At 50.9% G+C, this 21,337-nt stretch carries 17 protein-coding genes; 6 read left to right on the forward strand and 11 right to left on the reverse strand.

The features are described 5' to 3' along the window. Positions 1-123: 123 nt before the first annotated feature. Complete coding sequence (locus J3P35_RS11475) at positions 124-741, forward strand: hypothetical protein (protein WP_210464737.1); 618 nt, start codon at positions 124-126, stop codon at positions 739-741. Between the two features lie 142 nt (positions 742-883). After that, on the forward strand, positions 884-1,369 hold the full coding sequence (locus J3P35_RS11480) for a 1-acyl-sn-glycerol-3-phosphate acyltransferase (protein WP_317195372.1): 486 nt from the start codon (positions 884-886) through the stop codon (positions 1,367-1,369). Between the two features lie 637 nt (positions 1,370-2,006). On the opposite strand, the gene smc is transcribed toward J3P35_RS11480, so the two are convergent. After that, complete coding sequence (smc, locus tag J3P35_RS11485; RefSeq protein WP_210464739.1) at positions 2,007-5,567, reverse strand: chromosome segregation protein SMC; 3,561 nt, start codon at positions 5,565-5,567, stop codon at positions 2,007-2,009. 407 nt (positions 5,568-5,974) lie between these two features. Between smc and wrbA the strand changes: the two genes are divergently transcribed. Next, positions 5,975-6,604, forward strand: a complete 630-nt coding sequence (gene wrbA, locus J3P35_RS11490; RefSeq protein WP_210464740.1) for an NAD(P)H:quinone oxidoreductase — start codon at positions 5,975-5,977, stop codon at positions 6,602-6,604. Between the two features lie 147 nt (positions 6,605-6,751). Here the strand turns inward: wrbA and J3P35_RS11495 are convergent, their stop codons facing one another. The 3 genes from J3P35_RS11495 to pckA all read right to left on the reverse strand — a co-directional run bounded on the left by J3P35_RS11495 (position 6,752) and on the right by pckA (position 9,896). Beyond that, complete coding sequence (locus J3P35_RS11495; protein ID WP_210464741.1) at positions 6,752-7,417, reverse strand: DUF4159 domain-containing protein; 666 nt, start codon at positions 7,415-7,417, stop codon at positions 6,752-6,754. A gap of 27 nt (positions 7,418-7,444) precedes the next feature. Further along, positions 7,445-8,158: a 16S rRNA (uracil(1498)-N(3))-methyltransferase gene (locus J3P35_RS11500; RefSeq protein WP_210464742.1), complete on the reverse strand. Its 714-nt coding sequence runs from the start codon at positions 8,156-8,158 to the stop codon at positions 7,445-7,447. A 124-nt stretch (positions 8,159-8,282) separates the two neighbouring features. Beyond that, positions 8,283-9,896: a phosphoenolpyruvate carboxykinase (ATP) gene (gene pckA / locus J3P35_RS11505; protein WP_210464743.1), complete on the reverse strand. Its 1,614-nt coding sequence runs from the start codon at positions 9,894-9,896 to the stop codon at positions 8,283-8,285. 217 nt (positions 9,897-10,113) lie between these two features. On the opposite strand from pckA, the gene J3P35_RS11510 reads away from it, so the two are divergent. The 3 genes from J3P35_RS11510 (at position 10,114) to J3P35_RS11520 (ending at position 13,392) form a co-directional block, all read left to right on the forward strand. Then, complete coding sequence (locus J3P35_RS11510) at positions 10,114-11,697, forward strand: peptide MFS transporter (protein WP_210464744.1); 1,584 nt, start codon at positions 10,114-10,116, stop codon at positions 11,695-11,697. Positions 11,698-11,853: 156 nt separating this feature from the next. Next, positions 11,854-12,681 (forward strand): glycoside hydrolase family 25 protein, encoded by an 828-nt coding sequence (locus J3P35_RS11515; RefSeq protein WP_210464745.1) that lies wholly within the window; start codon positions 11,854-11,856, stop codon positions 12,679-12,681. 117 nt (positions 12,682-12,798) lie between these two features. Continuing rightward, entirely contained in the window at positions 12,799-13,392 is a 594-nt protein-coding gene (locus J3P35_RS11520; protein ID WP_246850178.1) for a hypothetical protein, read from the forward strand. Between the two features lie 118 nt (positions 13,393-13,510). Here the strand turns inward: J3P35_RS11520 and groL are convergent, their stop codons facing one another. The 7 genes from groL to miaB all read right to left on the reverse strand — a co-directional run bounded on the left by groL (position 13,511) and on the right by miaB (position 21,231). Next, on the reverse strand, positions 13,511-15,154 hold the full coding sequence (gene groL, locus J3P35_RS11525) for a chaperonin GroEL (protein WP_210464746.1): 1,644 nt from the start codon (positions 15,152-15,154) through the stop codon (positions 13,511-13,513). 44 nt (positions 15,155-15,198) lie between these two features. Then, positions 15,199-15,486 (reverse strand): co-chaperone GroES, encoded by a 288-nt coding sequence (locus J3P35_RS11530; RefSeq protein WP_210464747.1) that lies wholly within the window; start codon positions 15,484-15,486, stop codon positions 15,199-15,201. A gap of 315 nt (positions 15,487-15,801) precedes the next feature. Beyond that, positions 15,802-16,191 carry a preprotein translocase subunit SecG gene (gene secG / locus J3P35_RS11535; RefSeq protein ID WP_210464748.1) on the reverse strand — a complete coding sequence of 130 codons (390 nt, stop codon included), beginning with the start codon at positions 16,189-16,191 and terminating at the stop codon, positions 15,802-15,804. 7 nt (positions 16,192-16,198) lie between these two features. Next, on the reverse strand, positions 16,199-17,794 hold the full coding sequence (locus J3P35_RS11540) for a hypothetical protein (protein WP_210464749.1): 1,596 nt from the start codon (positions 17,792-17,794) through the stop codon (positions 16,199-16,201). Between the two features lie 119 nt (positions 17,795-17,913). Continuing rightward, the gene (locus J3P35_RS11545; RefSeq protein WP_246850180.1) at positions 17,914-18,432 is read right to left on the reverse strand and encodes an LptE family protein; all 519 of its coding nucleotides are present in this window, start codon (positions 18,430-18,432) and stop codon (positions 17,914-17,916) included. 4 nt (positions 18,433-18,436) lie between these two features. Continuing rightward, on the reverse strand, positions 18,437-19,705 hold the full coding sequence (locus J3P35_RS11550; protein ID WP_210464750.1) for a sigma-54 interaction domain-containing protein: 1,269 nt from the start codon (positions 19,703-19,705) through the stop codon (positions 18,437-18,439). 92 nt (positions 19,706-19,797) lie between these two features. Further along, positions 19,798-21,231 (reverse strand): tRNA (N6-isopentenyl adenosine(37)-C2)-methylthiotransferase MiaB, encoded by a 1,434-nt coding sequence (gene miaB, locus J3P35_RS11555; protein ID WP_210464751.1) that lies wholly within the window; start codon positions 21,229-21,231, stop codon positions 19,798-19,800. Between the last annotated feature and the right edge of the window lie 106 nt (positions 21,232-21,337).

Genomic DNA, 21,337 nt, shown 5'->3' on the forward strand with positions numbered 1-21,337 from the left:
ATTTTAAAAGTCCTATAAGATAGTTTGAAAAGTGAACTTTCTTGCAGAAGCTACTCCGTAATAGTCAAAATAAAGGTCAGGCTCACCCGTTCTAAGGTTTTACGTTCCACCTTATTTGACTCTATGAAAAAGTTGCTCTACCTCATTGCTTTCCTTTTGGTATTCACCCACGCCAGAGCCCAGGAAAACCGGGGGACTTTGGTTCCCGCCAAGATCTTCCAACGTTCCGTCATGGTGGGCGGCAGCGTGTCTGGTTCCTATAAAAGAATCAATATCACCAGCAACAGTGAACCCATCACAGGGCACCGCCAGCAGTATGACATGGATGCCAAGGTGGGTTATTTTGTGCTGAGTGATTTTGCAGTGGGCCTGAAAGGGTCTGTCTACCATTACAAAGAGAAGATGGCTGACCAGATTCCCACGCAGGCTACCAACATCCTTGCAGGTCCATTCGTGCGCTATTACCTCAACAATGGTGTTTTTGGAGAAGCCAGCGCCGCAGTAGGGATCAACAACCGACCTAACGCTTCCAAAACCGATCTCATGGAATATAGGGGCGGAGTTGGGTATGCCATTTTCATTAACCCTAAAATTGCCGTGGAGCCAGCCCTCATGTTTTCTTATTATCAGGAGAAACGTCCTGCTGAGGGCAACCGCAAATTGACGGAATGGGGACCATCGGTTAACGTGGGCTTACAGGTGTATTTGTTCAGGGAGCGTAAATTCCACTTAACACGGTAACCGGTAAACATAATATGAAGGAAAACCAGCTGAACGGCTGGTTTTTTTGTAATATTGTTGTTGGATTCACTTATATGTTATGTTTGGAAAGGCTTTAGCAAAGGTCATATTTAAAGTTGCCGGTTGGAAGTTGAACGGAGCCATGCCTCCGGGGGTAAAGCAAGCCATCATGGTGGCCGCCCCGCACACCAGTAATTGGGATTTTGTATACGCCCGCGCTGCTTTTTACCTTATGGATGTGCCCGTAAAGCTCACCATTAAAAAGGAGGCTTTCTTTTTCCCAATGGGCGCTTTGCTCAGGTCCATGGGTGCTGTACCCGTAGACCGGAAAAAGAACAACAACCTGGTAGCCGCCATGATTGATATCTTCAAACAAAACGAAGAGATGGTGATGCTGGTAACCCCCGAGGGAACCCGCAAATACCAACCCCGCTGGAAAAAAGGCTTCTACCACACGGCAGTTGGCGCCGTGGTTCCTATTGTCTTAGGTTACTTGGATTACGCCAAGAAAGAAGCCGGCATAGGCCCCACCATTTACCCCACCGGAGATTTTGACGCTGATATGCAGAAGATTTTGGCTTTCTATCGCACCGTAACTCCTAAATTCCCTAGCCAGGGAGTTAGGTAGTTTTAATAGAAGAACAAAGAAGTGTTAAGAGGCTGTTTTTCTGAAAGCAGGCTCTTAACACTTCTTTTGTTTTATAAGCAGGATAACCAGGATTATTCATGATTATGCGGATTATCTAAAGAAGACTATTTGATACACCTCCTTTTAGAAAACAAAACCAAATTTAGGTAGAGACCAGGCACCGCCTTGTCTCCACGTTAGCTGATTAAAGTAGGGGCAATCACTTGTGGTTGCCCTTGGGTTTACCCGCGTAGTCATGGTTGTTGGTGATAAAACCAACAATGGAACTAAACACCAATAATAAGTTGAACTGGGCGAGCACCAATAGTGAGCCCTTGAAACAAATACAGACCTCCTCTCATTTGTATCCTGAAAGGATCTTGTTGGCAAGTGGCAGTAGCAGAGATTCTATGTTTTTCTAGTTCGCCCACAAGATCTTTCCAAGATGACAATGAGAGGGGACAAACCAAGATGATTAGGAGGGTTAGGGCAAAATGATAAAGCCGGAAAGAACCGATGATCTATAGGAATAGAGATACCATTGAATCTCTCCTTCAATAAAAAAGCGTCTGCCGTTTAGAGCCTGCTTTCATGAAACAAGACCTAAACGGCAGACGCTTTAAATTAATAAGTCTTTCTAAGCAGACATAGCCGCTTCTGTCACTGGTTCCGGAGCCAGGTCTCTCAGATCAACCGGAATTACCCTTGAAACCCCCACTTCCAGCATGGTGATGCCGTAGATCACATCGGTGGAGACCATGGTGCGTTTGTTGTGCGTCACCACGATGAACTGCGAATCGTTGGAGAACTTCTTCACGATGTTGTTGAACTTGTCAATATTGGCATCGTCCAGCGGGGCGTCCACCTCATCGAAGATACAGAACGGCGCGGGCTTGAGCAGGTAGATGGCGAACAGCAGCGAAATGGCCGTCAGTGTTTTCTCACCCCCGGAAAGCTGGTTGATGGTCAAAGGACGCTTCCCTTTGGGACGGGCCATGATCTCGATCTTCGACTCCAGCGGGTTGCTGGGGTCCGCGATGTACAGGTCACAGGTATCTTCATCTGAGAAGAGGGACCGGAATACGCGCATGAAGTTCTCCTTGATCTGGTCAAAGGCGGCCAGGTATTTCTCCTTGGCCACGGTGTCAATCTCCGCGATGGTGTCCATCAGCTGGGTCTTTGCATCCAGGAGGTCATTTTTCTGCGTGAGGATGAATTGGTTACGGGTATCGATTTCCTGGTAAGCCTCGGCGGCCATTGGATTCACCGGCCCGATGTTCTCCAGTTTCCCCTTCACGCTGTGCACCTGCTGGCTCAGTTCCTCGTTGCTGATGTCTAGCTTCTCGGTAGGGGCCTCGGCCAGATCCTCAGGGTTCATGTTGAACTCCGCCGACAGACGCTCAATCACGGACACCAACTTGATGCGGGTATCGGTGATGGCCTGGTTCATGGACTGGAATACCTCATCGGTGTTCTGCTTCTTGCGCTGCAGTTCTCGGATGCTCTTTTCCTTTTCGTCTATTTCGCCGCGCAGGGTGAAATAGGCTTTCTCAATCTCCTCCAACTCGCGGGCCATTTCCTTGCGGGCCACCATGCCTTCTTCCAGCAGTTGGTTCTGGTCTTCCACAAACTGATCCAAAGAGACAGTCTCATCCTCGGCGCGGTTCAGCTCGTCCTGCAGTTGCACCAGGCGCTCCTGGTGGTTCATGACAGTCTTCTGCTTGTAGGCCAGTTCCTGCTGGATGCTTTGCAGCCGGTTCTTCAATTGGTGGAACTTAATGTTCTCCTGGTTGAAGATGCCGCTGACTTCGGTGATGATTTCGTTCTGTTTTTCCAAAACCTGGCTTAAACCAGAGAGCTCCTGCTCGTAGCTATTCAGGGCCAGGTTCTTGCTCTCGGCTTCAGGCATCAGGTCGGCTAGCTTGTCGCCCAGGTCCTGGATTTTCTCGAAGAGCTCGTCTTTCTTGCTGGCCTGGTTCTGCTGGTTCAAGAGGAACTGCTCATAGCGCACTTTGTGGCTCACCAACTCCTGCTGCAGGTTGTTGATGTCACGTTCCTGCAAACGGATCTGCTCCTGTTGGGTAGATTCCTTCTGGTTTTGCAGCACCTGCTGTAGCGTGGTGATCTTCAGCTTTATCTTTTCCTGCTCCTCCTGCAGTTCCTCTAACTCCTCGGCCAATTGCTCCAGGTTCTGCTTGCGGCCTAATCGGTTCCCGTCAAACAAGCCAACAGATCCGCCGGCCAAACTCAGCGGCTTCTTGATCGCGGAGCCATCCGTGAGGATGTAGGTTCGGCCGTCGTTGAGGAAAAGCTCGGTTTCCGCGGAATCAGTGAGATAGACTTCGCTGAGCATGAAGCGCAGGAGAGAATGGTATTTCTCTTCGGCGGCCACCACCTCCAGCGCTGCTTTGTATTTAGGCGTGCTGATGGTATCCGGGATCTCCATTTCCTCTACCTCGGAGAGGATGATGAAGCTGGCGCGGCCCTTGTTCTGCTCCTTCAAGAGTTCAATGGCTTCTACGGCTTCCTCCGGGGAGTCCACCACGAAGAAGTTCATGTACGGCTCCAGGTACGTCTCAATGAGGTTTTTGTACTCTGGGTCGCAGGAGATGATGTCTGAGAGGAGCGGGGCTGGTTTTTCCCAGTTATCAGACTTATATAGGAATTTGATGGCCTCGGGGAAACCTTCCAGGTTGTCCACCAACGACTTCATCAGGTTGTACTGGTTTTTCTTCGCGTCGTGCTCGCGGTTCAGGTCAATGAGGTGCTGACGGTGCTCGTGCAGCGTTTCCTCGGTTTTGGTCATCTCGGTGCGGAGTTGGTTTTCCGCTTCCTGCAGCTCGGCCAGGTTTTCCTGGGCCTCTTCCAGCAACATTTTGGTTTCGGCCAGGGAAGCTTCGTGCTGCTGCGCGATCTCGTTCTCGTGGCCTTCCATTTCCTGCAGGCGCTCCAGCTCCAAACGGTGGCTCTGCATCTGCACCTGCGTGATCTCTATGCTTTTGTTTACCGTGAACGCCTCGTTCTGCACTTGGCGCTGGGCCATGGTTTTTTCCTGCAGCTGGCGGTTCAGGTCGGCTTTCTGCTGGTTCACGTGCTCCAGCTCTTTCTTGGTGAGGCCCAGCTGTTCCTCAGAAATGAGCAGTTCTTCCTGGATCTGCTCCAAATCGTTCTGCAGCTGACCCAGGCTGTGCTCGGTTTGCGTGATGCTGGCAGTGTCAAGATTGATCTGCATGTGCAAGGTTTTCACCCGGTCCTGCAGGTACAGGTTGCGCTCGCTTTTCAACTTGATGTCGTTCTCCTGTTGGCGAAGCTGAGCAGTATGCTCGTGCACCTCTTTCTGCTTGTTTTGCAGATTCAGCTGCGTGCGGTCCAGCAGGGTTTTCTGCTCCTGAAGCATATCTTCAAGTTGGGTCAATTCCTCTGAATAGGAGCCTTTGCGTTCGGTTTCCTTCTGAAGCTCGTTCTCCAACCGCTCCAGCGCCTCCTGGTGGTGGCCTATGTTGCGGCGGGCGTACTCCAGGCTCAGTTTCTTGTATTCGTCTTTGAGGTTGAGGTAACGCTCGGCGGTTTTAGCCTGGCGCTCCAGGCTCTTGAGGTTTTTGCCTATCTCGAACAGCACATCTTCCACGCGCTCCAAGTCGGCATCGGTCTCCTCCAGTTTCTTCAGCGTCTGTTTTTTCCGCACCTTGAACTTGGAGATCCCAGCGGCTTCCTCAAACAGGTTCCGGCGCGAGTTGTCCTTGTCGGTGAGGATGTCGTCCACCATCTTCAGCTCGATGATGGCGTAGGAGTCAGAGCCTATCCCGGTGTCCAAGAACAGGTCGTTGATGTCTTTGAGGCGGCAGGTGACGTTGTTGAGCAGGTATTCGCTCTCACCGGACCGGTAGTAGCGACGGGTGATGGTCACCTGCGAGTACTCGGTGGGCAGGATGCCCTTGTTATTGTTGAACGTGAGCGACACCTCGGCCATCTGCTGCGGCTTCCGGTTTTTGGTACCGTTGAAAATCACGCTCTCCATCTTATCGGAGCGCAGGTTCCGTGTCTTCTGCTCGCCCAGCACCCACCGGATGGCGTCCACGATGTTGGACTTGCCACAACCATTGGGCCCTACAATACCCGTAATGCCGCTGTCAAAGTTAATGGTGACTTTGTCGCCGAAACTCTTGAAGCCTTTGATCTCTAATCTTGCTAATTCCATACGCATCGGCCAGAAAACCCGACCCCAACTTCAAAAATACAAAAAAGAGCGTTGAGTTAAACAATTCAGGAGCTGGATTGAGGAGGATGTTTGTTTTCGGGCCCTTTCCTGTAAAAGGGCCCGAAATCATAATCCGTTTTTCTCGCCAAAAGCCTGTCCAAAGCCACGAATGCACCACCTTATATATGCCTCTGTTTTGAAAGGCATAACCCTGTGATAGGAAAAAGTGTTCATCCTTTTGGCGCCTGAGAGACCGAATAAACCGCAACTACAAGATTATGACTGGTTTAAAGAAGCCGCTCAAATAACTGTAGGTACATTACCCCGTATAGAAAACGAAGAATTCCCGGAGATAAACCCAGAGCGAAAGATGTGCATTCTCGTTTTCTAACCATTTATATAAAATTATGGCAAACGTAAATTTAGCGGTGATCTATTACAGCGCTACCGGTACCAACTACCAACTAGCCCAATGGGCGGCCGAAAGTGCCAAAGCCGCCGGCGCGGAAGCAAAGATTCTGAGGGTTCAGGAGTTAGCTCCACCAGAAGCCATTGAGCGCAACCCGGCCTGGAAAGCGCACACCGATGCTGTGAAAGATGTGCCGGTGGTTTCATTGGCTGACCTGGAGTGGGCCGATGCCATTATTTTCAGTATGCCTACCCGCTACGGGAACGTGCCCGCGCAGTTGAAAGAGTTTCTGGACAGTACCGGCGGATTGTGGTTTCAGGGCAAACTGGCTAATAAGGTGGTAAGCGCCATGACTTCTGCCCAAAATCCCCACGGCGGCCAGGAAGCCACCACGCTGGCGCTGTATACCACCATGTACCACTGGGGCGCCATCATTGCCGCCCCTGGCTACACCGACCAGTCGCTGTTCCCGGCGGGAGGTAACCCCTACGGAACCAGCGTAAGCGTGGGCCAGGATGGCAGCATCTCCCCAGACGCCCGCGGGGCAGTGGAGCACCAGGCCAGACGTACCGTAATGGTTGCCTCCTGGGTAAAACAAGGTTTAGGCCAAGGGGTAACGCAAGGGTAATCGCCAACGCATATAGAATATAAAAGAAAAGGGCTGGTTGCTTTATGCAGCCAGCCCTTTTTAATGGGGTGAGTTTAATAGCCATTTTTTACTTAAAGCCATTAAAGTAGAGAGTAGCTTTAAATGGATGGTAGCTAAGAGAATAGCCTAAAAATTAGTCAAAGCATAAGAGATCAGGTTGGCGCCCATGCGCAGGGCCGCCTGGTGCTTTTCTACCGGGTCATTGTGCACCGACTGGTCCTCCCAACCGTTACCTAAATCGCACTCATAGGAATAGAAACACACCAGCCGTCCCTGGTAGATGATCCCGAAGCCCTGGGGAGGTTTGTTGTCATGCTCGTGGATTTTAGGCAGGCCACGGGGAAAATCAAACTTCTGGTGGTACACGGGGTGGTTAAAAGGCAGCTCTATGAAATCCAGTTCCGGGAAAACCTTCTTCATCTCGCGCCGCGCGAATTTGTCCAAGCCGTAGTTATCATCTATGTGCAGAAAGCCGCCGCCGGTAAGGTATTTTCTCAGGTTCTGGACCTCGGCCTCAGTGAAGATCACGTTGCCGTGGCCCGTCATGTGCACAAAGGGGTAGTCCAGCAACTCGGGGCTGCCGGGTTCCACGGTCTCTTCCTGCGGCGCGATGTTGGCCTTCAGTTCCTGGTTACAGAAAGCAATGAGGTTAGGCAACGAGGTTTTGTTTGCGTACCAGTCACCGCCACCGCCGTACTTGAGGCGGGCAATCCGGAAACTAGGCCGCTGGGCCCAGGCCGCGCCGGTTCCCAGTAATATAAGTAAGAACCAGAGGAGAAGCCGTTTTTGCATGGTTTTTCAGAAAAGAAGCTTAAAACGTTAAACGTCTAATAGTACGTGAATGGTATGGCAGGCGGCTAAAGCGGCAGTCTCGGTCCGCAAGCGGCTCTGCCCTAATGTAACGGGTTTATAGCCCGCCTGCAAAGCCTGTGTCACTTCCTCCGGGCTGAAATCACCCTCCGGCCCGATCAGGATGGTATACGTATCCTCACCCGAGATGCTTTTGGCCAAGGAGTGCCGTTCCTGGCCTTCCACCAGATGCGCAATGAACCGCTGCCCGGTGGCGGGCTGTTGCAGAAAATCCGCATAACGGGTCAAAGGGTGCAGGGTAGGCAAATACGCTTTCACAGATTGCTTCATGGCGCTCACCGCGATTTTCTCTATGCGCTCCAGGTTAAGGTTTTTGCGTTCAGAGCGGGCACAATGCAGAAAGGTGATCTCGTCAATACCCATCTCTACGGCCTTCTCCACAAACCACTCCATGCGGTCCATGTTCTTGGTGGGCGCCACCGCCACATGAATTCTGTAGCCCCGCTTCTGGTACTCCGGGTGGCTCTGTAAGATACTTATTTTCGTTTTCTTAGGGTTGGCCTCTGCAATCTCTGCTTCAAATAAACCGCCCCGGCCGTCTACCAGCGTCACCGCATCGCCCTGGGCCAACCTTAACACCCGGGCGCAGTGCTTGGACTCCTCCTCAGATAAGGTGTAAGACGCGTCATTGGGTTGCAGGTCAGGGGTGAAGAAGAGGTGCATGGGGTTTAAGTTTAAAAGCCGATTTCCCAAAAATACGGCAAAAACGCTCAGGGTGGCGGGGTAAATAAAAAAAGCCTTCCATAGGATGGAAGGCTTTAATAAGGTGAAGGAAATAATTAAAATTTTAGGCTTCAACAGCAATCTCAGGGGCTCCGGCCAGGATCTCCTGGTTCGCGTAGTCGGCGTATTTGTTGAAGTTTTTGACGAAGGCTTTGGCCAAGTCGTTGGCTTTATGGTCGTAGGCATCTTTGTCGGCCCAGGTATTGCGCGGGTCAAGGATGTCTGAAGGTACGTTGGGGCAGGTAGTAGGCATCTCCACACCAAACACCGGGTGCTTTTTGAAGGACACGTCCAGCAGGTCGCCGTTGAGGGCAGCGGTGATCATGGCCCGGGTGTAGCTAAGCTTCATTCTGGAGCCCACGCCGTACACGCCGCCTGTCCAGCCGGTGTTCACCAGCCAAACGTTCACGTTGTGGTCCGTCATCTTCTTGCCCAGCATCTCGGCATAGGTGGTGGGGTGCAAAGGCAGGAACGCCGCCCCAAAGCAAGCCGAAAAAGTGGTCTGCGGCTCGGTTACGCCCACCTCGGTACCGGCTACCTTGGCGGTATAACCTGAGATGAAATGGTACATGGCCTGGCACTTGTTCAGGCGCGAGATAGGAGGCAGCACCCCGAAGGCATCGGCGGTAAGGAAGAAGATGTTCTTGGGAATATCTGCCCTTGAGGGTTCTACCGCGTTGTCAATATGGTGAATAGGATAAGCCGTGCGGGTGTTCTCGGTAACGGATTTGTTTGTATAGTCAACGGTGCGGGTGCCGGGTTTAAAGCGTGTATTCTCCACAATGGCCCCAAACCGGATAGCATCCCAGATTTGAGGTTCTTTCTCGCGGGTAAGGTCAATGACTTTGGCGTAGCAGCCTCCCTCAAAGTTGAAGACGCTGTCCTCGGTCCAGCCGTGCTCATCGTCCCCAATCAGGCCGCGGTTTGGATCGGCGGAGAGCGTGGTCTTGCCCGTGCCGGACAGTCCGAAGAAGATGGCGGTGTCGCCGTCTTTGCCTACGTTGGCCGAGCAGTGCATAGATAAGGTATTGCGCTTGTGCGGCAGCAGGTAATTGAGCACCGAGAATATACCTTTCTTCATTTCGCCGGCATAGCCTGTGCCACCCAACAAGATCATCTTGCGGCTGAAGTTGATGATGGCGAAGTTGCTTTGGCGGGTACCATCCACGGCCGGATCAGCGAAGAAATCAGGGGCATTGATGATGGTGAAGTCAGGGGTATGGTGCTCAAGTTCTTCTTCACTCAGCCGCAGGAACATGTTATGGCAGAAAAGGTTGTGCCAGGCCAGGGTATTGACAATCCGGAGGTTTAGTCGGTACTCTGGGTGGGCACCCGCGTAGGCATCGCGTACGTATAACCTGCGGCCTTCCAGGTGGGCCAGCATTTTCTGGTGAAGGGCATCAAATTTGGCTGGGTCAAAGGCTATGTTTACATCGCCCCACCATACAGAATTCTCTGTTTCCGCATCGCGTACCACAAACCGGTCTTTGGGGGAACGGCCGGTAAAAGTGCCGGTGTCGCACATCAATGCCCCGTTGTCTGTGAGATAGCCTTCCCCGTTTTTCAGAGCTTCTTCCACTAACTCTGCGGGGGACAGGTTCCAGAGGACCTCTTTAGCCTGCACAATCCCTACGCCTGATAATTCCATGGTGCCTGACTTTTTGCCAATTTCTTTCATAAAGGAAGGTTTATTTTTTAAATTTTCAAAACGGAAGAGTAGATAAGAATTTTGATTTTCAAAATTATAAAAAAACTAACGTATGTTATCTTTTTTACAAAATTAATTGAAATGGCATCAGGCCTTGGTGGAGGTTTGCCCTTTCGGCCTGATTATGGTATATTTACCTTTTTGGTAAAACCCTCTTTTAAACAAACAATACTTTAATCCTTACTTTATGTCTCAAAGAGTTCATCCGCTTAATGACCAAGTCAGTAAGCATAACATTCCCTACGGAGAGCATCCCGTGGAAATTGAGAGCGGGCACCCTCCCGGGTTGTTTGTGCTCTTCTTTACCGAGATGTGGGAGCGCTTTAGTTATTATGGAATGCGGGCGCTTTTCGTGCTCTTTCTTACGTCTACTATTGCCAATGGGGGCTGGGCCTGGCAGCGCGATGAGGCCTTGCAGCTTTATGGTATCTATACCGGTCTGGTGTACTTGACCCCAATTGCGGGTGGTTTCATTGCCGACCGATTTCTGGGTTACCGAAAATCCATCATCTTCGGAGCCCTGCTCATGACCTTGGGCCATGCCAGTATGGCCATGGAATCTGAGATGTTCTTTTACCTTGGTTTAGGGCTTATAATTCTGGGGAACGGGTTGTTTAAACCCAATATCTCTTCTATGGTGGGTCAGTTGTACGCCAAGAACCCGGCTAAGAAAGATGCCGCTTACACCATCTTCTATATGGGTATCAACTCCGGTGCCTTCCTGGGGATCTTGCTTTGCGGTTACATAGGGGAGAAAGTAGGCTGGAGCTGGGGCTTTGGTCTGGCTGGTATCTTCATGCTGTTTGGCATGCTGCAGTTTGCCTTCTCTAAAAAGCTGTTCGGGAACATTGGCTTGGCCACTAAAAACCAGATTGACACTGGAGCCGAAACTGAGGTGAAAGCCCCTGAGGAGCCAGCACACGTAGTGAGAGACAGGATCATTGTTATTTCGGTACTGGCATTCTTTGTAATCTTTTTCTGGATGGCGTTTGAGCAGGCGGGTGGTTCTATGACCATTTTTGCCGCAGATTACACGAATAGAGTATTGGTAGGCAGTAGCGGAACCCTCTTCAAGTGGGCCAACGCAACCTTGGTGGTGGTGCCTATGTTGATTTTAACCTTTGTGCTGGGTAACCTCTTCAAACAAACCTATAAAAGCATTCCTTTTTCCAACCTGTTCCTGGGCCTAAGTTTCGTGATTATCTGGGGAATCATCATCTGGATGCTGCAACGTGAATTCAGTTCAGATGCCACAGAGGTGCCTGCTTCTTGGTTCCAGATTTTGAACTCGTTCTTTATCATTTCCTGCGCACCTATCTTCTCCAAAATATGGGAAAGCCGTTTTAACCCTTCCGGTCCGGTGAAGTTCGCGATTGGCTTGTTTCTGTTAGGAATTGGTTTCGGTATCCTGGCTTACGGTGGTCTTTCTATTCCGCAGGGTGCCAAGACTGCCTCAGTAAGTATGATCTGGCTGATTCTGGCTTATTTTTTCCATACCATGGGCGAACTGTGTATCTCTCCGGTGGGCTTGTCTTACGTGAGTAAGCTGTCTCCGCCTAGATTGGTAGGCTTGATGTTCGGGATCTGGTTTATCGCCAACTTCGTGGCCAACTACCTGGCTGGTTTAACCGGTTCTTTCATTGACCCAATCATTGAGAACTATTCCATCACCGTCTTCTTCCTCATTTTCACCATTCTTCCAATGCTGGCCGGGCTTGTTATGCTGGGCCTGAACGGAACCCTGAAAAAGAAAATGCACGGTATCCAATAAACAGGATTTACATTGTTCTGAAAGCCTTTGCCGCCTTTGCGGCAAAGGCTTTTTTATTAGAAACCGGATTGGTTTAAAAGAATTGGTAAATTTGTAGAGAGAAGAAGGCAGCAACAACCGCCCTTCACCGTTGTTGGAAATAAATATAAAAAACCCGTGCCCCCACGTAAACGACTTGCAAAAGCAACTTCCCGCAAGAAACAGGCGCCTACCGGTACCTGGTGGAAGCCGCTGTCCTTGGGGGTTGGGGCCTTTCTTTTGCTGTGCCTGGGCATTGAATACTTCAAGGAAGGTGGACGCCTGGCTTTCCTGCGCCATAAAGTGGAGGAGGCTACCCAGACCAATACCATTTCCACTTTCAGCCCGGCCGGGTACGAAGTCACCGGACTTGATATATCACACCACCAGCAGCAGATTGACTGGAAAGCCGTCAAATCCCAGAAGATCAAATTTGCCTTCATCAAGGCCACTGAGGGCATTACGCACCAGGACCGGTATTTTGCCAGGCACTGGCGCCAGGCCAAGAAGCACGATGTGCTCCGGGGCGCTTACCATTTCTTTCTGCCCGCCCGTGATGCCGAGGAACAGGCCAGAAGCTTTCTTAAAAGAGTGAAGCTGGAGGCCGGGGATTTACCGCCTGTGCTGGATGTGGAGGTCACGAACCACCAATCAGATGAGGAGATCCGCGCCGGGGTGCAGCTCTGGCTGGATATGGTGGAGGAGAAATACAACCTCAAGCCCATCATCTACACAAACTACGCTTTCTATGAGAAGCACCTGGCAGGCCATTTCGATGATTACCCTCTATGGATTGCCCATTACAATCCTGACAAGAGCCACCAGGTGGCCGACCACAAGTGGGTTTTCTGGCAGCACACAGAACGGGGCAAGCTGAAAGGAGTGAAGGGCAACCTGGACCTGAATGTTTTCAACGGCACCATGGAGGACCTATACAATATGTGCTATGAGCCAGAAAGCATGTAACCTATCTTTTCTTACATTTCATTTAAACCTGAAACTTAGGGAAGTTTAAATAAAACCGAACTATCTGGCTTTAGATGCGGTTGCGCTTGCATAAATTGCGACAACCTATCTAAACCCATGAAATCCTTTATTACCAAAGTGCCATTGCTGCTGGCAATGCCGTTCCTGCTTTTGTCCTGTGAAGAAGTTGAAGATGCTGTAAAACCCCAGAACCCCGAAGTAGAAGAAGGCACCACCTACGTGATCAACCCGGGAGGGCATGAAACGACCAATCCACTCAAACTGGTCACCGCCAACTCCATGAAGTTTGAAGTGGCCTTCGATTCTACCGCGATCTACAGCACCAAGAATCCCAATAACCAGGCCGACATCAACAAACTGTATGGCATGTCAGACTGCGGTACCTTTCACCATGAGAACAGTGCCCGCTTTGGCTGGCGCTGGTATAAAAACAAACTGGAACTGCACGCTTACTCCTACAAAGGCGGCAAAAACACCTCCACCTTTATCACGGCCATTGACCTGAAGAAAACCTATACCTGCGAGCTTACCCTCACAGATACCAAATACATCTACAAAGTAGGAGACAAGACGGTGGAGCATGAGCGAGCCTGTACCGGAGAAGGGAAAGGCTATCAACTGTACCCGTATTTCGGGGGAGATGAGACCGCGCCGCATGAAATCAAGATCATGATCAAAGTCTTGAAGTAAGCAGCCGTTTCAGGGCCGTTTTTAGTTAAATAGCTCTAAAACACCTAATAAAAGAAAAGGCCCCGGTTCATGAACCGGGGCCTTTTCTTTTATTATTCAGCGTGCGCTGAGGGGCAGATTACATCATGCCACCCATGCCGCCCATGCCGCCTGGCATTCCGCCACCGGCTGCTGCACCACCTTCTTCAGGCTCGTCAGCAATTACACACTCAGTAGTCAGCAACAGGGAAGCTACGGAAGCAGCGTTCTCCAGGGCCAGACGGGTAACTTTGGTTGGATCAATAATACCAGCGGCGAACATGTTCTCGAACTTGTCATCGCGGGCGTTGTAACCAAAGTCAGCTTTACCGGCACGTACCTGGTTCACGATCACAGAACCTTCGCCACCGGCGTTGGCTACAATCGTTCTCAGTGGAGACTCCAAAGCGGTGCGGATGATCTGCACACCAGTTTTCTCGTCTTCGTTGCGGGTATCTACGTCGTCCAAAGCATCCAGGGCGCGGATGAGGGCAACACCACCACCAGCTACGATACCTTCTTCAACGGCAGCTCTTGTAGCGTGCAAGGCATCATCCACACGGTCTTTCTTCTCTTTCATTTCTACTTCAGTAGAGGCACCAATGTAAAGGATAGCCACACCGCCAGACAGTTTAGCCAAACGCTCTTGCAGTTTCTCTTTGTCGTAGTCAGAAGTGGTTTTCTCAATCTGCGCTTTGATCTCGTTTACGCGAGCCACGATACCGTCTTTGGTACCCCGTCCGTTCACGATGGTAGTGTTGTCTTTGTCAATGATCACGCGCTCAGCCTGGCCAAGGTACTCTAAAGTAGCGTTGTCCAGTTTGTAGCCGCGCTCCTCAGAAATAACAGTACCACCAGTAAGGATAGCGATGTCTTCCAGCATTGCCTTACGACGGTCACCAAAACCTGGGGCTTTCACCGCCGCGATTTTCAATGAACCACGCAGTTTGTTTACTACCAGGGTAGCAAGAGCTTCGCCGTCAACATCTTCAGAGATGATCACCAATGGCTTACCGGTTTGTACCACTTGCTCCAGAACTGGAAGCAATTCTTTCATGGTAGAAACTTTCTTGTCGTAGATCAGGATGTAAGGGTTGTCAAACTCCGCTTCCATTTTCTCTGGGTTGGTCACGAAGTAAGGAGACAGGTAACCGCGGTCAAACTGCATACCTTCTACAGTCTTCACTTCGGTCTCAGTACCTTTGGCTTCTTCAACGGTGATTACGCCGTCTTTACCAACTTTGTCCATCGCATCGGCAATCATTTGTCCGATCTCGGTGTCGTTGTTGGCAGAGATAGTACCAACCTGGGCAATCTCAGAAGAGTTCTCTATTTTCTTAGACTGAGCTTTCAGGTTCTCAACCACTTTGTGAACCGCTTTGTCAATACCGCGCTTCAGGTCCATTGGGTTGGCACCAGCAGCCACGTTCTTAGAACCAGCCACATAGATGGCCTGGGCCAAAACAGTAGCGGTAGTAGTACCGTCACCGGCCATATCGGCGGTTTTAGAGGCTACTTCTTTCACTAACTGAGCGCCCATGTTCTCCACGGCGTCTTTCAGTTCAATTTCTTTGGCAACAGTAACACCGTCTTTGGTAATGCTAGGCGCACCAAATTTTTTGTCGATGATTACGTTGCGGCCTTTAGGGCCTAAAGTTACTTTCACGGCGTTGGCCAGCGTATCAACGCCTTTCTTTATCTTATTGCGCGCGTCTACGTCGAAAGTGATGTTTTTAGATGCCATAGTTTCTTATGATAGATTATGGTTGATGATAGGAATTTGTAAGATTAAAGAACCGCCAGGATGTCTGACTCTTTCATGATCAGGTAGTCTGATCCGTCTAGAGAAATCTCTGTGCCTGCATATTTACCATAAAGAACCTCGTCACCAGTTTTAACGGTTGGCTTCTTTCCTTCTCCGTCTTCAGCGGAGATCGCCACTACCGTACCTTTCTGGGGTTTCTCTTTGGCAGTGTCTGGGATGTACAGGCCAGAAGCAGTTTTTTCTACCGCAGGAGCCGGTTCTACAATAACTCTGTTTGCAGTTCCAGCAATTGGTTTGATGTTTAATGCCATAGGTTGTTATGATATTAGGTTAAGTTAACGAATATGCCCGGCAGTTCTGGGCCGGTGACGCAATGCCTAATAGCGATTCCTGTGCCAACTCCACATTTCTGCCAAACTTGGCACATTTTGTCAGTTCAAGGACTGTCAGAGCCGGATGATGTCTGACAACGCCACCTGGCAGGGCTTAAGTTTTGTCAGGTTTAAGACTGCCACTTTTTGTTTTTTGCCTGTTCTTATAAAACTAGCCACAAAACACCGGAAATGAAAAGAGCCCGAACCAAGAAAGGGTCGGGCTCCAATAAAGGGTTGTCAGTATCGGCTTTGTTATTGGTTTGCCGAGTCTCCAGCTGGGGCAGTGGCCGGGGCCGGAGTAGCAGTTCCCGGTGTAGCGTTTTGCTGCGGGATTGCTGGAGCGGCAGGAGCAGGGGCTGGAGCCGCCTGGCCGGCACGTTGCTCATTAATAGTGCGGTTATCAACTCCGCCACCATCATTGACAATAGTATGGGAAGCCAAGGTCAATACAATGATCCCGATCGCGAAACCCCAGGTAAGCTTCTCCAGAAGGTCACCGGTACGTTTAACACCCATCAATTGGCTGGTGCCGCCGCCGCCAAACTGGCTGGATAAACCGCCGCCTTTGGAGTTCTGGGACAATACCACCAAAACCAACAGCACGCACAGGAAAATAATTACGCTGATCAGAGCAAGGTACATAATTGGACTATTCGTTTCTTAATTTTTCAATTTGTTCAGCAAAGTAACTCTTTTTTTCGGGAAACTTCACTATAAGTTGTTCATAAATTTTGATGGCTTTCTTGCCTTTTCCTTGTTTAATAAGAATGAGGGCAAGGTTTTCAGACACCAGGTTCTTCTTGATCTTGGAGCTCTTGGCAGACAGATCCTCCTGCGGCTCTTGACTTAGCTGGGCGTTGGCCAGGGTTTTCCGTTTGGGCGTAGCCTTCAGGAACTGGTTGATGATATCCAGTTGCATATCCAGCTTGGCGGTTGGGCTAACCTCTGGCGCCGGCGCCGGGGCGTTCTTTTCCTTTACGTGCTCTATGATCAACTCCGGCTGGAAGTAGAAGGGAGTCTGTGAAGTGAGGTCGTCCTTGAGCTGGATACTTTCGCCCAAGCGGCTGGAGCCCATCCAATAAGCCAGATTGTTCTGGGTGAAGATGGAAAGGTAAGGGTCCTGGTTCTCCTGGGTGGCTGGGTTCTGGTTAACCTCAGGCAGCTTTAAAGTAGGAAACTCGTAACCGGAGGTATCATACAAAGAGTCAAGTTCAGCAATCTCCAGATAAGCGCTCAGGCCTTTGTCTTCTTCTTTACCGGTGAGGGCCACGCCGTGCGGAGGTAAGGTAGAGGCCAGGAAAGCTGTCTCTTCCTCGGTATAGGTGGTTTCACCGGGTGAGGTTAGCTCGGATACAATCTCCTCATGCGAGAGATTTACACTGGGAATGGGTGCGCTGAAAGAGGTAAGGCTACTGATCTGGATCAGCTCCAGCAACTCGTCCAGGTTGTCTTCTTCCTCGGAAAGCGAGAGGTCAATATCAACCTCAACCTCTAATTCTTCATCCACCACCTCTGCAAGAACTGCCTTATCAGGGGTATCTAACACCGCTTCCGGTTCCTCAACAAAAGGCAACTCAATCGATGCAGATTCTTCAGCCTGGTAATCTTCTACCACCGCCTGTTCAGGCTCAGTAGTTTCCGTCTCAAGAACAGGTGTCTCAAGCGTAGACTCAATTTCCTCAGGAGGGGTTTCTACTGCTTCTTCGGTGACTGGCTCTTCTTCCACCTGAGCAGAAAGGGGCTCCTCCTCCGCCAATGGAAGTTCTATCACCGGTTGTTCCTCTTCTAATGGTGAATAGAAGGCCTCGTTTTCTGTTTCTGTGTTTTCCTGGGTTTCGTAACCGGCTGCTGTTTCTACTGCTTCGGTTTCCGGTTCGACAGAAAGAATTGTGTCTTCCTCCTCAAAGGCCAGCAGCTCGTTTTGAGGCTCATTTTCAGAAATTGGCTCAGAACCGATTTGGATGATGGTTTCCTCTTCCTCAGCTGCGAGGAAAGGCTCTTCTTCTACGGCTGGGGTGGCGTACACCAGTTGTTTGAGTAACTGCCGGTTTGAGACGTGGGCGGCGGCTCTTCTCAGTTTCTGGGTAGAGAGCATGCTGCCGCGGTCATAGGCAGCTTTTGCCAACAGAACATGGGCGGTTTGGCAGTACGGAAAAGACACCACCAACCGTTCCAGGTCATCAACTTCCTGGTCCTGGATAGGGGCAACCTGCCGGACAATATTTAAAAACGCCGCTTTGTTCATGGAACTCGTGAATGCATTGCCGCTGGATAGGCAAGCTCAAATTACTAGTTATTAGGGAAATACAGGAGAAAGGCACTGAAATTTATGTTTTCAGTGCCTTTTTGATCCTGCAAAGATACTTACCAATTTGCTACCGTTTTGGTAAAAACGCTGTAAATAATGCGTTCTGTGATCTGTCTGATCTGCGCCTGGCTTATCTGGTTGATATCCAGAGAGGGAGGGAAATCGGCGAAACCGGAGAAACTTTGGTCAAAGTTGTTGGCGGGGTTCTTGGTGTCTGTATAGTTGATCTGCACCACAATAGTCAAACGGTTAGCCCCGGCCTGGTCCAGCCCTATGTTGCTGCCCGTGGGGATGTCGCTGCGCTGGATAGCCGCCGGACTAAAAGTATAGCTCAGGATTTGGCCCTCAATCTGTAAATCCCCGGCCTGCGGCAGGATGCGCAGGTTGGTGTTCCGCTGGAAGTAATCTTTGAAGTCTTCAGTGACAAACTGCTGTAAATTAGCCGGTCCCTGACCAGAGGCATTGTTGAAGTTGGTAATGGAAATGCTTTTCACGTCCGGCGAAATGTTGGTGCCAGTAAAGGAATAGCAACCGCTCAGCAGCAAAGGAAGGCAGAGCAGCAAAAAGTACTTCAAAGGGTTATAGATCTTCAAGGTCGTATTGTTTTAATTTCCGGTACAAGGTGCGTTCTGAGATGCCCAGGTCTTTGGCGGCGTATTTCCGTTTGTTCCCGTGCTTCTTTAACGCTTTCAGGATCATTTCCTTTTCTTTATGCTCCAAAGAAAGACTTTCTTCTTCGGTCTCATGGGAAATGTCTTCTACTTTGTCCTCGTATTCCTCTGGTTCGTCCACAGAGAGCATGTAGCCATCGCGGCGGTCTGGGGCGCGGTACACGGGTTGCTCATAGGGGCCCATCTCCTCAAACAAATGCCGATTATTCTTAAGAAGTTCCGCGTCTTCCTGCTGGTGTGAGAGCAGATCAAATACTACCTGCTTGAGGTCGTTCATGTCTTTGCGCATGTCAAAGAGCACTTTGTAGAGCAGGTCCCGCTCTGAGATGCCGCCGGGACCATCGGCCGTGGCGTTGGGGTGGAAGAGGGCGGGCAATTGGTTCTGCTGCTCCTGCGGCAGGTACTTGCGCAGGGTGGCGGCGTTGATCTCGCGCTCATACTCCAGCACCGAGATCTGCTCCACTATGTTCTTCAACTGCCGGATGTTGCCCGGGAAGCGGTAGCGCAGCAGTTCCTGCACCGCATCGGGCAGCAGTGTGATGGGCTTCACGTGGTAGCGCTCTGAGAAATCACTGGCGAACTTGCGGAACAGCAGGTGCGTGTCTTCGCCGCGCTCGCGCAAAGGCGGCACCGTAATAGGGACAGTGTTGAGGCGGTAATACAGGTCCTCGCGGAACTGTCCGCGCTCCACTGCCTGCATCAGGTTCACGTTGGTGGCCGCTACCACGCGCACATCGGTCTTCTGCACTTTGGAGGAACCTACCTTGATGAACTCGCCGTTTTCCAGCACGCGCAAAAGGCGGGCCTGCGTTCCGAGGGGCATTTCCCCGATCTCGTCCAAAAAGATGGTACCGCCGTTCGTGACCTCAAAATACCCTTTGCGGGCTTCAGCGGCGCCAGTGAAAGAGCCTTTCTCGTGCCCGAACAATTCTGAGTCAATGGTACCCTCTGGAATGGCGCCACAGTTAATGGCAATGAACTGGCCGTGCTTGCGCGGGCTCAGGTGATGGATGATCTTGGAGAAGGATTCTTTTCCGCTACCGCTTTCGCCGGTAATGAGCACGGTCATATCAGTAGGGGCTACCTGCACCGCCACCTGAATGGCGTAGTTCAGCAAAGGCGAGTTCCCGATGATGCCAAACCGCTGCTTCACCGACTGTATCTCTATATCACGCATGAAGTAGATTTGAAGATTAGAAAATGTGGAGATTTGGAAATGAGTGAGTGGGAGACTGAATTTTCAAACCTCCACATCTCCAAATTTTCTCATTATAAAACTGGTTCCCCGAACAAGGTGCCTACGGAGCAGTCAGTGATGAGCACGTTTACGTAGTCGCCTTTCTGGAAGTGCATTTTGGGGAAGATCACTACTTTGTTCTGGTCGTTGCGGCCGCTGAGCATCTCGTCTGAGCGCTTGGAGAAGTTCTCCACCAGCACCTTTGACACTTTGCCTACATCCAACTTATTCCGCTCCAGAGAGTAGTGGCGCTGCTTGTCAATGATTTCTTGCAGACGGCGTTTTTTCGTTTCCAGCGGAACATCGTCTTGAAGTTTGCGGGCCGCCAGGGTGCCGGGGCGCTCAGAATAGAAGAACATGTACGCGTAGTCATACTGCACGTAATCTATCAGCGAGAGGGTGTCCTGGTGCTCTTCTTCGGTTTCCGAGCAGAAGCCGGCAATCATATCGGTGGAGATTCCGCATTCCACGCCCAGGATCCGGCGGATGGCGTCTATGCGCTCCATGTACCAGGCACGGTCATAGGTGCGGTTCATAAGTTCCAGCACGCGAGAGTTGCCGCTCTGGGCCGGCAGGTGGATGTATTTGCAGATGTTGTCGTACTTTTTCATGGTGTACAACACGTCATCCGTGATGTCTTTGGGGTGGGAGGTGGAGAACCTTACGCGCAAGTCTGGGCTGATCAAGGCCACCATCTCCAGTAGTTGGGCAAAGTTCACGCGCTCCAATCCGTCCTCAGAAGCCCATTTATAGGAGTCCACGTTCTGGCCCAGCAAGGTCACTTCTTTGTAGCCCTGGTTGACCAGTTCCTGCGCCTCACGCACGATGGAATGGGCATCTCTGGAGCGCTCACGGCCTCGCGTGAATGGCACTACGCAGAAAGAGCACATATTGTCGCAGCCCCGCATGATGGAAACGAAGGCACTCACGCCGTTGCTGTTCAAGCGGATTGGGTTGATGTCGGCGTAGGTTTCCTCGCGGGAGAGGAGCACGTTCACGGCTTTCTGGCCGCCGTCTACTTCATTGATGAGCGAGGGAAGGTCGCGGTAGGCATCCGGGCCAACCACCAGATCCACCATTTTCTCTTCTTCCAGCAGGTTCTTTTTCAGGCGCTCGGCCATGCAGCCCAACACGCCCACCACCAGACCGGGTTTCTTTTTCTTCAAATGCTGCAGCTGCGTAAGGCGGTGCCGCACGGTCTGCTCGGCCTTCTCCCGGATAGAGCACGTGTTCAGCAACACCAGGTCCGCGTTGGTCACTTCTGACGTTGTGTCAAAGCCGGCCTCAAACAAAATGGAGGAAACGATCTCACTGTCAGAGAAATTCATCTGGCAGCCGTAGCTCTCAATATAAAGCTTGCGCTGACGTCCGGTGTTGGAGTCAACCGTTACTTTGGTGTCACACGCGGCTGCCTGCTCCGGCGTGCGGTTATCAATGAAGTCTAAGTCCAGAATGGGTGCGTGCATAGCTTGCAAGTAAAAACACAAAGATAAGCATATTCATGCGCTTATGACAGAATGGCAGGCAATATTTTATAGGAAAAGCGCCTGTTCTCTGAAAAACAGACGCTAA

Source organism: Rufibacter roseolus (genome assembly GCF_017916365.1).
Taxonomy (GTDB): Bacteria; Bacteroidota; Bacteroidia; order Cytophagales; family Hymenobacteraceae; genus Nibribacter; species Nibribacter roseolus.

What these genes read in the sequence shown, in the direction of transcription:
- J3P35_RS11495 (WP_210464741.1), bottom strand. Translation starts at nt 7,417, where the DNA reads ATGCAAAAACGGCTTCTCCTCTGGTTCTTACTTATATTACTGGGAACC.
- J3P35_RS11500 (WP_210464742.1), bottom strand. Translation starts at nt 8,158, where the DNA reads ATGCACCTCTTCTTCACCCCTGACCTGCAACCCAATGACGCGTCTTAC.
- J3P35_RS11520 (WP_246850178.1), top strand. Translation starts at nt 12,799, where the DNA reads ATGAAATCCTTTATTACCAAAGTGCCATTGCTGCTGGCAATGCCGTTC.
- wrbA (WP_210464740.1), top strand. Translation starts at nt 5,975, where the DNA reads ATGGCAAACGTAAATTTAGCGGTGATCTATTACAGCGCTACCGGTACC.
- pckA (WP_210464743.1), bottom strand. Translation starts at nt 9,896, where the DNA reads ATGAAAGAAATTGGCAAAAAGTCAGGCACCATGGAATTATCAGGCGTA.
- J3P35_RS11510 (WP_210464744.1), top strand. Translation starts at nt 10,114, where the DNA reads ATGTCTCAAAGAGTTCATCCGCTTAATGACCAAGTCAGTAAGCATAAC.
- J3P35_RS11480 (WP_317195372.1), top strand. Translation starts at nt 884, where the DNA reads ATGCCTCCGGGGGTAAAGCAAGCCATCATGGTGGCCGCCCCGCACACC.
- secG (WP_210464748.1), bottom strand. Translation starts at nt 16,191, where the DNA reads ATGTACCTTGCTCTGATCAGCGTAATTATTTTCCTGTGCGTGCTGTTG.
- smc (WP_210464739.1), bottom strand. Translation starts at nt 5,567, where the DNA reads ATGGAATTAGCAAGATTAGAGATCAAAGGCTTCAAGAGTTTCGGCGAC.
- miaB (WP_210464751.1), bottom strand. Translation starts at nt 21,231, where the DNA reads ATGCACGCACCCATTCTGGACTTAGACTTCATTGATAACCGCACGCCG.
- groL (WP_210464746.1), bottom strand. Translation starts at nt 15,154, where the DNA reads ATGGCATCTAAAAACATCACTTTCGACGTAGACGCGCGCAATAAGATA.
- J3P35_RS11530 (WP_210464747.1), bottom strand. Translation starts at nt 15,486, where the DNA reads ATGGCATTAAACATCAAACCAATTGCTGGAACTGCAAACAGAGTTATT.
- J3P35_RS11475 (WP_210464737.1), top strand. Translation starts at nt 124, where the DNA reads ATGAAAAAGTTGCTCTACCTCATTGCTTTCCTTTTGGTATTCACCCAC.
- J3P35_RS11550 (WP_210464750.1), bottom strand. Translation starts at nt 19,705, where the DNA reads ATGCGTGATATAGAGATACAGTCGGTGAAGCAGCGGTTTGGCATCATC.
- J3P35_RS11540 (WP_210464749.1), bottom strand. Translation starts at nt 17,794, where the DNA reads ATGAACAAAGCGGCGTTTTTAAATATTGTCCGGCAGGTTGCCCCTATC.